The 15549-nt window shown below is 40.7% G+C and carries 15 protein-coding genes; 7 read left to right on the top strand and 8 right to left on the bottom strand.

What is annotated here, in order from left to right:
* On the bottom strand, positions 1-702 hold the full coding sequence (folE, locus tag V7S74_RS02240; protein WP_406777145.1) for a GTP cyclohydrolase I FolE: 702 nt from the start codon (positions 700-702) through the stop codon (positions 1-3).
* Complete coding sequence (locus V7S74_RS02235; protein WP_406777144.1) at positions 662-1084, bottom strand: 6-pyruvoyl trahydropterin synthase family protein; 423 nt, start codon at positions 1082-1084, stop codon at positions 662-664. Before V7S74_RS02235 ends, folE begins: the two co-directional genes overlap by 41 nt.
* Before the next feature lie 69 nt (positions 1085-1153).
* Here V7S74_RS02235 and V7S74_RS02230 point away from each other — a divergent pair, with 69 nt between their 5' ends.
* Genes V7S74_RS02230 through V7S74_RS02215 form a run of 4 tightly spaced genes read left to right on the top strand, consistent with a single transcriptional unit; the run spans position 1154 to position 5921 of the window.
* Positions 1154-2506 carry a Gfo/Idh/MocA family protein gene (locus V7S74_RS02230; protein WP_406777143.1) on the top strand — a complete coding sequence of 451 codons (1353 nt, stop codon included), beginning with the start codon at positions 1154-1156 and terminating at the stop codon, positions 2504-2506.
* Between the two features lie 4 nt (positions 2507-2510).
* Positions 2511-3713 (top strand): sugar MFS transporter, encoded by a 1203-nt coding sequence (locus V7S74_RS02225; protein WP_406777142.1) that lies wholly within the window; start codon positions 2511-2513, stop codon positions 3711-3713.
* Between the two features lie 30 nt (positions 3714-3743).
* Positions 3744-5729, top strand: coding sequence for a (E)-4-hydroxy-3-methylbut-2-enyl-diphosphate synthase (ispG, locus tag V7S74_RS02220; protein ID WP_406777141.1), 1986 nt, complete (start codon positions 3744-3746; stop codon positions 5727-5729).
* 3 nt (positions 5730-5732) lie between these two features.
* Positions 5733-5921: a DUF6728 family protein gene (locus V7S74_RS02215; RefSeq protein ID WP_130896603.1), complete on the top strand. Its 189-nt coding sequence runs from the start codon at positions 5733-5735 to the stop codon at positions 5919-5921.
* Here V7S74_RS02215 and V7S74_RS02210 read toward each other — a convergent pair whose 3' ends face one another.
* Together V7S74_RS02210 and gldC are read right to left on the bottom strand one after the other, a co-directional pair.
* Entirely contained in the window at positions 5922-6953 is a 1032-nt protein-coding gene (locus V7S74_RS02210) for a thioredoxin family protein (protein WP_406777140.1), read from the bottom strand.
* Positions 6953-7306: a gliding motility protein GldC gene (gene gldC / locus V7S74_RS02205; protein ID WP_406777139.1), complete on the bottom strand. Its 354-nt coding sequence runs from the start codon at positions 7304-7306 to the stop codon at positions 6953-6955. The genes V7S74_RS02210 and gldC overlap by 1 nt, the downstream gene beginning before the upstream one ends.
* Before the next feature lie 43 nt (positions 7307-7349).
* Between gldC and V7S74_RS02200 the strand changes: the two genes are divergently transcribed.
* Positions 7350-8600: a competence/damage-inducible protein A gene (locus V7S74_RS02200; RefSeq protein ID WP_406777138.1), complete on the top strand. Its 1251-nt coding sequence runs from the start codon at positions 7350-7352 to the stop codon at positions 8598-8600.
* Positions 8601-8604: 4 nt separating this feature from the next.
* Positions 8605-9861, top strand: a complete 1257-nt coding sequence (locus V7S74_RS02195) for a dihydrolipoamide acetyltransferase family protein (RefSeq protein ID WP_406777137.1) — start codon at positions 8605-8607, stop codon at positions 9859-9861.
* Between the two features lie 46 nt (positions 9862-9907).
* Here V7S74_RS02195 and V7S74_RS02190 read toward each other — a convergent pair whose 3' ends face one another.
* The 4 genes from V7S74_RS02190 to V7S74_RS02175 form a co-directional block, all read right to left on the bottom strand.
* Positions 9908-10669 carry an acyl-CoA desaturase gene (locus V7S74_RS02190; RefSeq protein WP_406777136.1) on the bottom strand — a complete coding sequence of 254 codons (762 nt, stop codon included), beginning with the start codon at positions 10667-10669 and terminating at the stop codon, positions 9908-9910.
* Positions 10670-10754: 85 nt separating this feature from the next.
* Complete coding sequence (locus V7S74_RS02185; protein WP_406777135.1) at positions 10755-11459, bottom strand: RsmE family RNA methyltransferase; 705 nt, start codon at positions 11457-11459, stop codon at positions 10755-10757.
* A 2-nt stretch (positions 11460-11461) separates the two neighbouring features.
* Entirely contained in the window at positions 11462-12037 is a 576-nt protein-coding gene (locus V7S74_RS02180; RefSeq protein WP_406777134.1) for a hypothetical protein, read from the bottom strand.
* A 7-nt stretch (positions 12038-12044) separates the two neighbouring features.
* Positions 12045-14252, bottom strand: coding sequence for a glutamine synthetase III family protein (locus V7S74_RS02175; RefSeq protein WP_406777133.1), 2208 nt, complete (start codon positions 14250-14252; stop codon positions 12045-12047).
* Between the two features lie 243 nt (positions 14253-14495).
* On the opposite strand from V7S74_RS02175, the gene V7S74_RS02170 reads away from it, so the two are divergent.
* Positions 14496-15509: a glutamine synthetase beta-grasp domain-containing protein gene (locus tag V7S74_RS02170; protein WP_406777132.1), complete on the top strand. Its 1014-nt coding sequence runs from the start codon at positions 14496-14498 to the stop codon at positions 15507-15509.
* Positions 15510-15549: the final 40 nt, after the last annotated feature.

Here is a 15549-nt window from a genome sequence, read left to right as displayed (position 1 = left end):
TTAACCTTGGATAGATTGTAAGAATTCTCTTCTCGTATTGTCTTCATGGAATTTGCCTCCATAGAATGAGGTAATGGTCGAAGTCGCATCATCCTTAACCCCTCTAGATGAAACACAAAGGTGTTTTGCATCAATGAAAACAGCCACGTGATCTGTTTTCAAAACACGTTGCAAGTGCTTCGCAATCTGCATCGTTAAACGCTCTTGAACTTGAGGTCTTTTCGCGTAATATTGAACGATGCGGTTCAATTTCGATAAACCAATTACTTGGCCGGAAGAAATATAAGCGATGTGAGTTTTACCCACGATCGGCACAAAATGATGTTCGCAGTTCGAATAGAATGAAATATTCTTTTCAATTAACATCTCATTGTACCCGTATTTGTTCTCAAACAAGGCTATTTTAGGCTCATTTGCTGGGTTCAGGCCACTGAAAATCTCTTCAATGTACATCTTTGCTACGCGCTTAGGCGTACCGCGAAGAGAGTCATCTGTTAGGTCTAAACCTAAGGTTAACATGATCTCGCGAAAGTGAGATTCAATGATGGCAATTTTCTCTGAATCAGAAAGATCAAAAGCATCCTCCCTCATCGGTGTCTCGATTGAGGTGGCTACATGATTATCTCCAATTTCCTCGTCTGTTAACAAGAAATGGTCTGAATCAATTAGCAGGGAATTCAACGAAATTTCTTTCTGTTTCATACAATCTAATTTTTAAATCTAGTTTAGAAGGGAGTTTAGCCCTCAATTTATTGTAAATAACGATGACGATATTTTCTGCAGAAGGATTTAAATCAGCGAATTCTGGTACGTCTAGATTTAAATTCTTATGATCAAACTTTTTGCATACTTCTGTCTGCGCTAAATCTGATAAAAACTTCGTATCGATTACATAACCCGTTTCAGGGTCAATTGTTCCGGTTACCTGGATAATTATTTCATAATTGTGTCCATGGTAGTTCGGATTGTTGCATAAACCGAAAATTTCTTTGTTTTTCTCTTCTGTCCAAAGTGGATTGTGCAAACGATGAGCAGCGTTGAAATGCTCTTTTCGGAATACGCTAACGCGTGGGGCTTCAGTCATTTTTTCTAAATTCTTATAAAATTAAAGTATTTTCCTTAATTTTCATCTTTATTAACCTATTGTTAACCTATGAAAAGAAGGAAGTTTATTTCTGATTCCTTGATGTATACCTCTGGTACCGCTTTATTTCCCACATTTCTGAAACAGATACCTGAAGAACAAAAAAAAGTACGTTTAGGTTTTATCGGCGTCGGATTAAGAGGTCAAAATCACCTTGAAATGGCCATGTATCGCCCAGATGTGGAGGTGGTTGCCATTTGTGATATCGATCCTAAAGCGATTGATATCGCTTTAAAGATGATTTCAGACAAAAGTCGCCCCGCTCCTGCCGTTTACGGAAAGACCGAAAAAGATTTCGAAAACTTAGCTAAACGCAACGATATTGATGGTGTGGTAATCGCTACTCCTTGGGAATGGCATGTGCCTATGGCCTTGGAAGTGATGAAGCAAGGTAAATATGCAGGCGTTGAAGTTTCTGCCACCGTTACCTTGAAGGAATCTTGGGATCTGGTGAATATGTATGAGAAAACAGGTTCGCATTGCATGATCCTAGAAAACGTTTGTTATCGTCGTGATGTCTTAGCGACCTTACATATGGTGCGTCAGGGCATGTTTGGTACCTTGAATCACGTTCAATGTGGTTATCAGCACGATTTGCGCGAAGTGAAATTTAATGATGGAAAGCAGGCCTACGGCGGTGGAGTTGAATTTGGTGAGAAGGGTTTTTCAGAGGCCAAATGGCGTACCCAGCATTCTGTCGATCGCAACGGTGATTTATATCCTACGCATGGTTTAGGGCCAGTTGCTGAGATGTTAAACATTAACAGAGGAAATCAATTCGCTTATTTAACGTCGATGGCGACACCTTCTTTGGGACTACATAATTATATCGTGGAAAAAGGTGGTGCAGATCATCCGAATGCGAAAGTGAATTTCAAATGTGGAGACATCGTTCAGACGATGATCAAATGTGTGAATGGCGAAACCATTTTAATTACGCATGATACGAATTCCCCTCGTCCTTATTCTCTAGGTTTCCGCGTGCAGGGAACAAAAGGATTGTGGATGGAAGATAATAAATCGATCTATTTAGAGGGTGTTTCGCCTAAAGCTCATCGCTGGGAAGAAGCTAAACCCTATTTAGAGAAATACGATCACCCATTGTGGAAAGCACACGCTGCTGATGCAGAGAATGCGGGTCACGGTGGCATCGATTATTTTGTGTTAAGAGCCTTCATAGAGGCAATTAAGGCGAAAGTGGCCCCTCCTATTGATGTATATGATGCGGCCGCTTGGTCTGCAATTGCTCCACTTTCGGAGGAATCGATTAAGAAGGGCTCCGCTCCTATTCAAATACCAGATTTTACCCGTGGAAAATGGAAAACGAATCAACCAATTTTTGCTTTAAACGATCAATACTAAACCTATGAACCAATCAAAAAACGTAAACGGACCTCTTTTAATTATCGGTATTCTCTTCTTTGTCTTTGGTTTTGTGACCTGGGTGAATTCAGTTTTGATCGCTTTTTTCAAGGATGCATTTCATCTAAATAACTTCGACTCGCTCTTAGTCACTTTTGCCTTCTTCATCTCCTATTTCGTGATGGCGATTCCTTCTTCATGGGTTTTAGCAAGAACCGGTTTTAAGAAAGGGATGTCATTAGGCCTCTTAGCAATGGCTGTTGGAACTCTTTTGTTTATTCCAGCCGCCCAAATGGAAAATTATCCGATGTTTTTATTCGGTTTATTTGTGATTGGAACAGGTTTGGCCCTATTACAAACCGCTTCTAATCCCTATGTTACGATCTTAGGACCCGCTGATTCTGCAGCTCAAAGAATCTCCGTCATGGGTATTTGTAATAAGGTGGCTGGTATTTTGAGCCAGTTTATTTTTGGTGGCTTATTCCTATCTAGTGCGGTGGGTGGTTCTTCGAAATTAGCGATTGTAATTATGCCTTATGGTATAATGACGGCGGTTTTAGTGCTTTTAGCTGTTTGGGTTTGGTTTTCGTCACTTCCTGAAGTTGAGGCGGAAGAAACGGTAGAAGAAGCAGGAAATGCGAAGTCGAGTGTTTGGGCTTATCCTAGTTTAGTTTTAGGCCTAGTGGCATTCTTCGTTTATGTAGGTGTGGAAGTGATTGCGGGTGATACGATCATTAATTATGGTGTATCCCAAGGATTCAGTCAAGATGTTGCGAAGAGCTTTACAACCTATACCTTATATGGTATGTTAGCGGGTTATATCATTGGTATCTTCTTTATTCCCAAATACTTATCACAACAAAAGGCCTTGAACTATTCGGCTATTTTAGGCGTATTATTTTCGATAGGCGCTATTACTTTCACGGGTTTTATGTCTGTGCTTTGTTTGGCCTTATTAGGATTAGCTAATGCCTTAATGTGGCCTGCCTTATGGCCATTAGCAATTAATGGATTAGGTAAGTTTACCAAAATCGGATCAGCCTTCATTATCATGATGATCTCAGGTGGAGCTTTGATGCCTTTATTGTATGGTAAGATTGCGGACCAAATAGGCAACACACAGTCTGCTTATCTGATTTTGATCCCTTGCTATCTTTTTATCTATTATTATGCAACAATTGGTCATAAAAAGAGTTCTTGGAAGTAGAAATACCTATTTTTGTGTTTTAATTCAACTATGTCTATTCTTTCCTCGAACACGGATCCTTTAATTGCAAACGGTAATCGCTATGCAACTTCTTTATATGCCTATGAAAGAAGGAAAACGATTCCAGTTCAAATCGGCGATCTGTATTTAGGTTCTGATTTCCCGATTCGAATTCAGTCGATGACGACGATAGACACGATGGATACGCAAGGATCTATCGAACAATCCATCCGAATGATTGATGCGGGTTGCGAATTAGTTCGAATTACGGCCCCCTCCGTTAAAGAGGCGCAGAATTTAGAGAATATTCGCAAAGGATTGCGCGAGCGCGGTTATACAACGCCTCTCGTGGCAGATATTCACTTTACACCGAATGCGGCTGAATTAGCGGCAAGAATCGTGGAAAAGGTGCGAATTAATCCAGGTAATTACGCAGATAAAAAACGTTTTGAGACGATTGACTATACCGATGCCTCTTATGCATCCGAATTAGACCGTATCCGAGATAAATTTTTACCATTAGTCAAGATTTGCAAGGAATATGGGACGGCGATGCGCATTGGTACGAACCATGGTTCGCTTTCTGATCGTATTTTAAGCCGTTATGGGGATACGCCTCATGGAATGGTGGAATCCGCTTTGGAATTCCTTCGTATTTGTGAGGATGAGAACTATTTCAATATCGTCCTTTCGATGAAATCATCGAACACGCAGGTGATGGTCGAAGCCTATCGTTTATTAAGTAAGAAGCTAAAGGATGGTGGATTTAAAGACTATCCAATGCACTTAGGTGTGACAGAAGCTGGTGAGGGTGAAGATGGTCGAATTAAATCGGCAGTTGGTATTGGTACTTTATTAGAGGATGGTCTAGGAGATACGATACGAGTTTCTTTGACGGAAGATCCTGAATTCGAGATTCCGGTGGCACAAGATTTAGTGCGTCGATATGACAGCCGGGCATCATCTCAAGATCCCATACAGGCTTTTGCAGGTCAATCGGAGGCTTTTGACTCCCCTCTTCATCCTTTTGCTCATACACGCAGAAAGACTACCGAGATTTTTTCGATCGGAGGACATCAAGTGCCGCGAGTAATTGCTGATTTTTCTACACGTGCTTCGATATCGATTGCAGACTTAAAAGCGATCGGTCACTACTATTTGCCAGAACCAGATAAATGGGCGATGAATGATTTAGGAGCTGATTTTATCTATACGGGTAAGGCTTCGCTTGATTTTATGTTACCTAACGGTTTACGTCAAATACAAGATGCCTCCGTTTGTACTCCGTCTGATTTCGTTTATCCCTTATTTACTTATACAGAATACCAATCCGCATCGACTAAGCATCCGGTGTTGAATTTTGTTTCAGTGGATGCGGCAGAATTGTGTTCAGGGAATGATTCATTCGATCCGACTTGTGTGATTGTTTTGAAATCATCGAATGCGCATCAGATGCCTGCTATTCGAAGAGGTTTCTTTCATTTGATGCAGAATGAGATCACAAATCCGGTGATCATTCATTTGAATTATGGGTCGATTTCGGATGATCAATTCCAATTGTTTGCTCCTACCGATGGTGGAGCCTTATTTATTGATGGATTAGGGGATGGATTACTGTTAAGTCTGAACCATTCGAAGAATAAAGAGGCTATATGTAATACGACGAATTTTGGGACGCTTCAGGCGAGTCGTATGCGTATTTCCAAAACAGAATATATTTCTTGTCCTTCTTGTGGTCGGACTTTGTTTGATTTACAAGAGACTACGGCGATGATTCGCCAAAAAACGGATCACCTAAAAGGGGTTAAAATCGGTATTATGGGCTGTATTGTAAATGGTCCAGGTGAGATGGCGGATGCCGATTATGGCTATGTGGGTATCGGAAAAGATAAGATTGCCTTGTACAAGGGCCAAGAGGTCGTTAAAAAATCCGTACCGGCAGATTCAGCGGTGGATGAATTAATTCAATTGATTAAAGAACATGGAGACTGGCGTGAGCCGTCTGTAAACGAATAGAAAATGAGCAGATTAAGAGAGCAATTCAAAGTAGGCGAAGTATTCACGTATTTTATTCGTGTTTTTCAAAAACCTAAGCCAGGGGCACCCGCTAATTTCAACATCCGTGCGATGCACACGATTAATAAGATTTCGATCTTAATGTTTATCGTATGTTTGATTGTGATGACGTACCGCGCCTTTATTCGCTAATTATTTAGTCCCGTACAGACACCAATTTTTTGCTTTCTTCAAAGCAGACGCATCTTTCGTCTTTCCTTTGACATAATCACACAGGAATTGATTTTCCTTAGGCCCTAGTGCACTCGGCATGGAGTTGATTAATTCATCAATCACCTTCATAGCTTGTGTGGCTTTACGCTGTTTGAACAACATATCAGATTCCACCATCCAAGTTCTCCGAACAATACTAGAGCGATCGAGCCCCGTACGCGCCATTTGAGATTTTAATTTCATCAATCCTGCTTCACCTAATCGTGTTGAACGAGAGCTTGTTAACGTGATTTGGAAGATATTCTCGTAGATCATTCGTACGGTCGAAGGATCATAAATGGAATTATAATAGTTTAAATTCCGTATAAAATAATCAAATAAGCGATTATCTGGGCTCATTAAGGCCACCTGCATTAAATTGAAGGTAGATTGTGAACTATATTGTGCTGGCTTTAGTAAAGCGATATACGCATTCATTGCATTAATATTTGCTAACGTATCTCCCGTAATTCTCGCATACTCCGCATAATTCACGAGCATACCCGGATTCTTTTCACCAGCTGCTAGGCGCTTAGGAAATTGTGAAGCTTGCTCGGCTGGATTGGCCGCTTTCGTAGCTATGGCATTCACCATAGTTACTGTATTTTCTTTTTCTCCAAAGATTCTCGCCTGAACGATTTTCATCGTTTTAGGTTCAAAGAACACGAATGTAGGTGTCGCATTTACAATGATCCCAGCTTGCTTTAAAGCCATCTGATTTGCTGGATTGCGAATATCTAATTGGTAATTTACAAAGTTCTTATTGTACACCCCACCTACCGCTGCTTGCGTGAATACCCCTTTGAAGGAATTGCAAATGTGGCAATCCGGCGCATAAATTTCCATGAAAAGCAATTTGTTTTGCTTGATGGCTTCAGCACGGGCTTCCTGCAAAGAATTAACTTGTAGGAAATTAATTCCTTGAGCTGGGCTCAAAAAGGGTAATAGCAGCGTAATTAGGATGTATTTCATTAGTTGTTTCCTTTTTCAGCAGCAACGATTTCCTTCTGCAAATGAGAAGATAAGGTGCGGCAAACAGCTTCTAATTCTTGAGCAAAGAAGTTATCTCCTGTGGCTTGCAATGACGCATCAGCGACAGTACCCACTACCTCGATGAAAAAGCGCTTCATATCTAACACTTCCATGTCTTTTGTCCAAAGAGGCAATGTCAAAGTTCCTTTGTGGTAAGGATCCCAAGTAGCTACTAAAATAGCCTTTGTTTCTTCGATGCCTTCGTTCGGATTATCTGTTGCTGACCAAGAGATTTGCTCGGGGATGTTTTGGTCGTCTAATTGTATCTTAAAATTGATTTCAGAATGTTTCATGGATGTAAAATTAATCGTATTTTCGTATAAATTAAGGAAATTAATGGTCAGGGCTGAAATTATTACCATTGGAGATGAGATTCTGTACGGGCAGATTCTAGATACGAATACCCAATGGATTAGTCTAGAATTAGATAAGCTTGGGATCAAAACCGTTCGGAAGTCTTCCGTAGGTGATCAAAAATCAGAAATTCTTCAAATCTTGAATGAAGCCGCACAGCGAGCTGATGTCGTTTTTATTACCGGAGGATTGGGTCCCACGAAAGATGATTTAACCAAAAAGATTCTAGCAGAATACTTCGACTGTGAATTAGAAATGCATCCAGTTGCCTTGCAAGATGTGACTGAATTCTTCGCTAAACGCGGCCGTGAATTATCCGATATCAACCGAGATCAGACTCTATTACCTACAAAAGCCGAATTTGTCCGCAACGCACAGGGAACTGCACCCGGTATGTGGTTTAATGAAAAAGGAGTGATTTGGGTTTCAATGCCTGGTGTTCCCTATGAGATGAAGAACATCATGGAGAAAGAAGTGCTACCCCGTTTAGTCACTCATTTTAAAACGCCTGTTATTTTTCATAAAGTGATCAAGACTGTGGGAATCGGTGAATCCTATCTTTCTGAATTGATTGAAGACTGGGAGTTGCAATTGCCTGCGCATATCAAATTAGCTTATTTACCTTCCATTGGGATAGTCAAATTGCGTTTAACGGCCGTGGGTGGAGATTTAGCTTTGTTGAAGTCGGAGGTGGACGCTGAGTTAGCCAAAGTCAATCCATTAATTCAATCCTATATTTACGGCTATGAAAAAGATGAATTAGCCGAGGTTGTAGGACGTTTATTATTGGATCGAAAAGCTACTTTAGCCATTGCAGAGAGTTGTACGGGAGGACATTTAGCCCATCAATTCACGCAAAATCCTGGAAGTTCCGCCTATTTCGTTGGAGGAATTTTGTCGTATGCGAATCAGGTGAAGATAGATCAATTGGGTGTTTCGGCTTCGATATTAGAAAAATATGGAGCCGTTTCAGAGGAATGCATTCAGGCCATGGCTATTGGAGTTCAAAAAAGATTGGGAACTACCTATGCCTTAGCTACTTCTGGCATTGCGGGTCCAGATGGTGGAACGGAGGAGAAGCCTGTTGGGACCGTTTGGATTGCCTTAGCGCACGAAAATGGCGTGGTAACTAGAAAATTAACTTTAGGAGGAACAAGAATGCAAAATATTTATTTAAGCTCTCTAGCTTGTGTAAATTTGCTTCGTAGATATTTATTAAACGATTTAACCTAGTCCTATGGCCGTTACAGAGGTGATTATGCCCAAAATGGGAGAAAGTATCATGGAGGCAACTGTTTTAAATTGGTTAAAACAGCCCGGTGATTACGTGGAAGCGGATGAGTTTATTTTAGAGGTGGCTACCGATAAAATTGATACGGAAGTTCCATCGCCGGTGGCAGGTTATTTACAAAAGATATTAGTTCCTGTCGGATCTGTTGCTACGATTGGAAAGGCCATTTGTGTCATTGATGCGGTAGAGAGCGGCTCTGCCTCTACTGAGGAGTCTTATTCTTTAGATGAGTCGATCAGCTCTTTAATTGATTTAAGCCTAACTCCTACTGAATTAAGCACGGAAAAGTCGACGAATCCCTGGATTAGTCCCTTGATTAAGCAGATTTGTCAGTCGGAACATGTTTCCCAAAGAGAATTAAGCCAGATCCCCGGTTCTGGACTCGATGGTCGCATTACGAAGAAAGATGTATTGAATTACATCGCGGTGCGGAATGCAAAAAGAACTATTTCTTCAGGTACCTTGAGCCAAGGTGCAGGTATGCGTCTTCCAGGTGATGAGGTAATCGAAATGGATCGCATGCGCAAGATGATTTCGGAGCGTATGCTCGATTCTAAGCGCGTGGCACCTCATGTCACGTCGTTTTTAGAGGCCGATGTGACGAATTTAGTGACATGGCGTTCTAAAGTAAAGCAAGAATTCCAAGACAAATACAAGGAAGCCTTAACGTTCACCCCGCTCCTATTTAAAGCGACTGCTGATGCTTTGAAAGACTTTCCTGGAATGCTTATCTCCGTGGAAGGCAACTACATCGTTCAGCATGCGCAAATAAACATTGGAATGGCAGTCGCATTGCCTAATGGCAATTTAATTGTTCCAGTTATCCACGAAGTAGATAAGTTATCTCTAGAAGAATTAACCCAGAAAGTTAACGATCTCTCCGCTAGAGCACGTGCTAATAAATTAAAGCCCGCTGACTTAGAGGGAGGAACTTTCACTATCTCTAATATTGGGGGTTTTGGTAATTTGATGGGCACACCTATTATCGTACAACCACAAGTAGGTATTTTAGCCTTCGGCGTGATAGAAAAGAAACCAGCTGTCATCACAAATGACAAAGGCGAAGATGTTATTGCTATCCGCCAAAAGATGTTTATTTCCCATTCCTACGATCACCGGGTGGTAGATGGTTCATTAGGTGGTGGATTTGTAAAGCGTGTGTCAGATTACCTAGAAAAGTTTAGTTTAGAAACTCAGATATAAAAAAAGAGCCTCATTCGAGGCTCTTTTCATATAGGATTATGCTGTCTTAAAACTTAGCGTCTTCCGGTTTTACATTCGGACGGATGATCTTTAACCAAGTTAATAGTTTAATCATCGGATAAGTCGGGTCAAATTCAAACCATTTTGTGGCAAAATTAATGCGATTTGGTAGTTTGTGGTGGTTGTTTTGGAACAACTCGCCCATCATCACTACGTCAAAGATTAAGGAGTTCTTCGAGTGATCATGGTTGTCATAGTTTTGGTAACCATACTTGTGCCCTGACCAGTTAACAATCGCACCGTGTACAGGTCCCATTAAGAAATGCACAGGTAAAAGGAAGAAAAATGCCCAGTGCATATCGAAATACATGAATCCAACGATGTATAGAGAAGAATAAGCAACTCCCCAGCCAATACGTGAAATCCAAGAATCACCGATTTTTTCAATGGTTTTAGATACGGGGTAGTCATGCTCAAAGCGCTCTTCTACCGTTTGTTTTCTATTCAATACCGCATTGTAGATGTCTTTAGTCTTCCACATCATGGTGAACACGTTGCTCGAGAACATCGGTGAGTGTGGATCTTTCTTTGTATCAGAGAACGCGTGGTGCATTCTATGTAAAATGGCGTAGGCTCTTGGGCTTAAGAAAGAAGAACCTTGCGATAAATAGGTCAAGAAATAGAAGAATTTTTCCCAAAACTTGCTCATCAAAAACATCTTGTGAGCAGAGTAACGGTGAAGGAAAAAGGTTTGGCTAAACAAAGAAACATACCAGTGTATGAAGAAAGCCGGAAGTACTAATTGCATAATAGAAGGAGTAATTTTAATGTTTTAACAAAAGTACGAAGCAAAAGTTTCTAATTTAACCTGAATTCGCATTAAATAACTGATTTTAGTCAATATTTAGGATGTGAAGCCCGTGACAAACAGCTATTCCAGCCGTTTCCGTGCGCAAAATGGATTTTCCTAAGCTAAATGCTTTCCATTGATTATTTTTCAAGGTAGCGGATTCCTCCGGCGTAAAATCTCCTTCCGGACCCACCAGGACGTGGTATTCCTTACCCGGTAGGGCAGTTTTTGATAATTCAGCCACGGGAGGATTCGAAATGAAGGCAAACAGCTTCTCCTCTCCTTCTATCGCGGCTATTTCTTTAAATGCGTGTAATCCGGTGATTTTAGGTAAATACAGATTCTTCGATTGCTTTAAGGCTGAAATCGCTGTTTTCTCCAAACGATGAAGTTTAATCTCTTTCCGTTCCGAGTGTTTCGAAGCAAAGAAATGAATTCCATGAATTCCAAACTCCCCACATTTCTCCACCATCCATTCCATGCGTTCCATTTGTTTCGTAGGGGCCACATATAAATGAATAGTATAGGAAGGCTTTGGTTCTGAATCGATTAATTCCAATACTCCGAATGATACTTTTTTGCCTTCGATGGTAGAAATTTTAGTGGAATACTTTGAACCCCGACCGTCCAATAGGTGAATGACCTCTCCTACTTTTAATCGCAATACCCGTATAGCATGAAAGGATTCCTCTTCAGATAGATAAGAGGAATCCTTTGCATTAGGAGCATAAAAAACAGCTATACTCATTTTTATTCTTCGTCGTCCTCGTCCTCATCATCTGAGTTAAAGGTATACAGCGATGGATCTAGGCTTAATGTATTGCCATTGAAGTCTGCCACAAATTGAGATAACATATCGTCATCTAAGGCAGGCACATATAAAGCGGCCTCAATACTAACACCATAATCGAATTCAGGATCGATTTCAATGTATTCCGCTACTTTGATTTCTTCGTTCTCTTCTAAGTCCTCGATCACCTCTAGAATCAACATTTCAACCTCCTCATCTAATTCTTCATTAGGCTCGTAGTTCTCATCGCGATTTTCCAAAGGAACATATAAAGGATACTGCTGAATGATTTCGCGTTCAGCAGCTTCGTACAATAAGCTCGAATAATGCAATTGAAGTGTACAAACGATAGCATCGTATATCACTTCTTGCTTCTCATATTGACCCACAAATTGAATGTGGACCATTTCTCTTTCATTTCCAGAGGGTAAATCTTCGTCTAAAATATAGACAAATGAGCGATTCTCTGCTTCACATTGCTTTTTTAGGCTGGCAATTTCAGCAGGATCAAACCCTGGATTCGTGGTTTTTGACATGTTTTGTTTATTTGATTAACAGTAATTCACGGTATTTCGGTAATGGCCACTCATCATCGTCGATGATTAATTCAAGTTTATCTACACTGTAACGAATCTCTTCGAAGAAACCTTTCACTTTTGTACTGTATAAAACAGCTCTTTCCTCTAAGTCTTCGATGTTATTTGCTTCCTTACGAGCTTCTGTCATGCCATTCTGTAATCGAACAATAGACGAAGTGTATTCAGAGATTTTCTTAATCATCTCGATCGTAGGTGCATAATATTGTGGGTCGATTCCGATTTCTTTTTGACCCTTCACATTCTCCACTAATTGCGTCTGGTACTTCAATGAAGTAGAAACGATGTGGTTGATTGCCATATCTCCGATAACGCGTGACTCGATTTGAATCTTTTTCACGTAGTTTTCTAATTCGATTTCGTGACGCGCGTGCATCTCTTCTTTCGAGTAAATACCGTGCTTTGTGAATAATTCAATCGATTCTGGACGAGCATAAACGGCTAAAGCCTCTGGTGTAGTCTTTAAATTAGACAAACCTCGACGTGCCGCTTCTTCCACCCACTCATCCGAATAACCATTTCCTTCGAAACGAATGTTTTTCGACTCTTTCACGTAGCGCTTTAACACTTCCATGATGGCTAATTCCTTCTTCACTCCTTTTTCCAACACCTCTTCCACCTCTTTGCGGAATTTGATCAATTGGTCTGCCACGATTGTATTTAAAACGGTCATCGGTGCGGCCGAATTCGCAGAAGAACCTACGGCACGGAATTCGAATTTATTCCCTGTAAAGGCAAATGGAGACGTTCTATTCCGATCGGTATTATCTAAAATCAACGAAGGAATCTTGTTGATACCTAATTTAAGGTACACATTATCCCCTTTTTCTAATTGGATTTCGTCTAGACCATCCATGTTTTCCATGTCGTCCAAAACTTGGCTCATCGTACTACCCAAGAAGGCAGATACAATCGCTGGAGGCGCTTCATTTGCTCCCAAGCGGTGTTCGTTTCCAGCAGACGCAATCGATGCGCGTAATAAATCAGCGCGATCATGAACTGCTTTTAAGGTATTCACAAAGAAGGTTAAGAAACGTAGGTTCTCCTTCGGTTTAGAAGACGGCGCTAATAAATTAATGCCAGTATCTGTAGCTAATGCCCAGTTATTGTGTTTTCCAGATCCATTAATACCTGCGAAGGGCTTTTCATGGAAAAGGACTTTGAACTTGTGTTTCGATGCTACTTTAGACATTAAATCCATCAATAAGGCATTATGATCACAGGCTAAGTTTGCTTCCTCAAAAGTAGGCGCCACCTCAAATTGTGCTGGTGCCACCTCATTATGACGTGTTCTAACCGGCATTCCTAATTTAAGTGCCTCGATTTCAAAGTCTACCATAAAGGCATTCACGCGGTTTGGAATAGATCCAAAATAGTGATCTTCTAATTGCTGTCCTTTCGCTGGAGCATGACCGAAAACGGTACGACCCGCCATCACTAAATCAGGGCGTGCATTAAATAAAGCTTCGTCTACGACGAAATATTCTTGTTCCGCACCTAAGGTAGGAATGACTTTGCTTACATCGCGGTTAAAGAATTCTTTAATCACGGCTGTGGCAGCCTTATCCACTAATTCGATGGATTTTAATAAAGGTGTTTTATAATCGAGTGCTTCCCCAGTGTAAGAAACGAATACCGAAGGAATACATAAAGTAGCTGTACCTGCTGCATTTTCCATGATAAAGGCAGGTGAAGATGGGTCCCAACCCGTGTACCCACGTGCCTCGAAAGTCGAGCGAATACCTCCATTCGGGAAGGAAGAGGCATCTGGTTCCTGTTGAACTAAGGCAGATCCTTTGAATTTCTCAACGGCTTTTCCGTTACTTAAATCAATGTCAAAGAAAGAATCATGTTTCTCTGCGGTAGTTCCCGTTAAGGGTTGAAACCAGTGAGTATAATGGGTTGCTCCTTTTGAGATAGCCCATGATTTCATCGCTGCTGCCACTTCGTCTGCTGCGTCGCGGTCTATTCTAGAACCGGTTTGAATCGCAGTATTTATCTTTAAATAGGCTTCAGGAGACAAAAGAGACCGCATTACTTCATCATTGAAGGTCATGCTGCCATAATAATCCGAAACTTTCTCCGTAGGAAGTTTCACTGGTGTTCCAGTGCGGGATTGAGCTAATTCTAAGGCTTTAAAACGAGTGATTGCCATTCTTTTGTTGATTTAATTTCTTAAGTAAAAGTAAGGAATTGTGCCGGGATAAAAAATGAGAAAAAAGGAAATTTGCGATTCAATTTTTCGATTTTAATTTGGATTTTTCGGATTTTTACAAAATCTCCGATTGTTTTTGCTGGTTTTTTTGGCTTAAATTATTGTTTTTCCTAAAAAGAGGTTTATTTTTGCTATACGAATTCCTAAAAAAGTATTTTTGTTTCAAAATCAAGTATAAAAATCATGGCTAAATCAAAATTAGAGTACATTTGGTTAGATGGCTACAAGCCAACACAAAGTTTACGTTCTAAGACTAAAATTGAGAACAATTTTAGCGGCAAATTAGAAGACCTTGATATGTGGTCTTTCGATGGTTCATCTACACAGCAGGCTGAAGGTGGTTCTTCTGACTGTTTATTGAAGCCAGTTTATGTTTGCCCAGATCCAGCACGTCGTGATGGCTATTTAGTAATGTGTGAAGTGTTGAACGCTGATGGTACTCCTCATGAGACTAACGGTCGTGCAACAATTGACGATGATGATAATGATTTCTGGTTCGGTTTTGAGCAAGAGTATTTCCTTTGGGATCCAGAAACAAACAAGCCTTTAGGTTTCCCAGCAAATGGATACCCAGCACCTCAAGGACCATACTACTGTTCAGTGGGCGCAAACAACGCGTTTGGTCGTGAGATTATTGAAGAGCACATGGATTTGTGTATCGACGCAGGTTTGAACATCGAAGGTATCAATGCGGAAGTAGCTGCAGGTCAGTGGGAATTCCAAATGTTTGCTAAAGGTGCGAAACAAGCAGGTGATGAAATCTGGTTAGGTCGTTATATCTTAGAACGATTAGGTGAGAAATACGGTGTAGCAGTAAACTGGCACTGTAAACCACTAGGTGAACTTGACTGGAATGGTTCAGGTATGCACGCTAACTTCTCTAATACAGCTCTACGTACAGCAGGTAACAAAGAAGTTTACGATAAAATTTGTCAATCATTCGCTCCGTTTGTGAAAGAACACATCGAAGTGTATGGTGCAGATAACCACATGCGTTTAACAGGTAAGCACGAAACAGCTTCGATTCACGATTTCTCTTATGGAATCTCAGATCGTGGTGCATCGATTCGTATCCCTATCGCAGCGGTAGAAAAAGGATGGAAAGGTTGGTTAGAAGACCGTCGTCCGAACTCAGCGGCAGATCCATACAAAGTGGCTGCTCGTATTATCAAGACGGTTAAAACAGCCAAATTATAATACATTTATTAAGCATTTATATACTTTTATAGACAAGATG

This window comes from Aquirufa novilacunae, from assembly GCF_045310505.1.
In the GTDB taxonomy this organism is placed as follows: domain Bacteria; phylum Bacteroidota; class Bacteroidia; order Cytophagales; family Spirosomataceae; genus Aquirufa; species Aquirufa novilacunae.
Note: the sequence above shows the minus strand (reverse complement) of the source record. Positions and strands in the feature narration are given on the sequence as shown.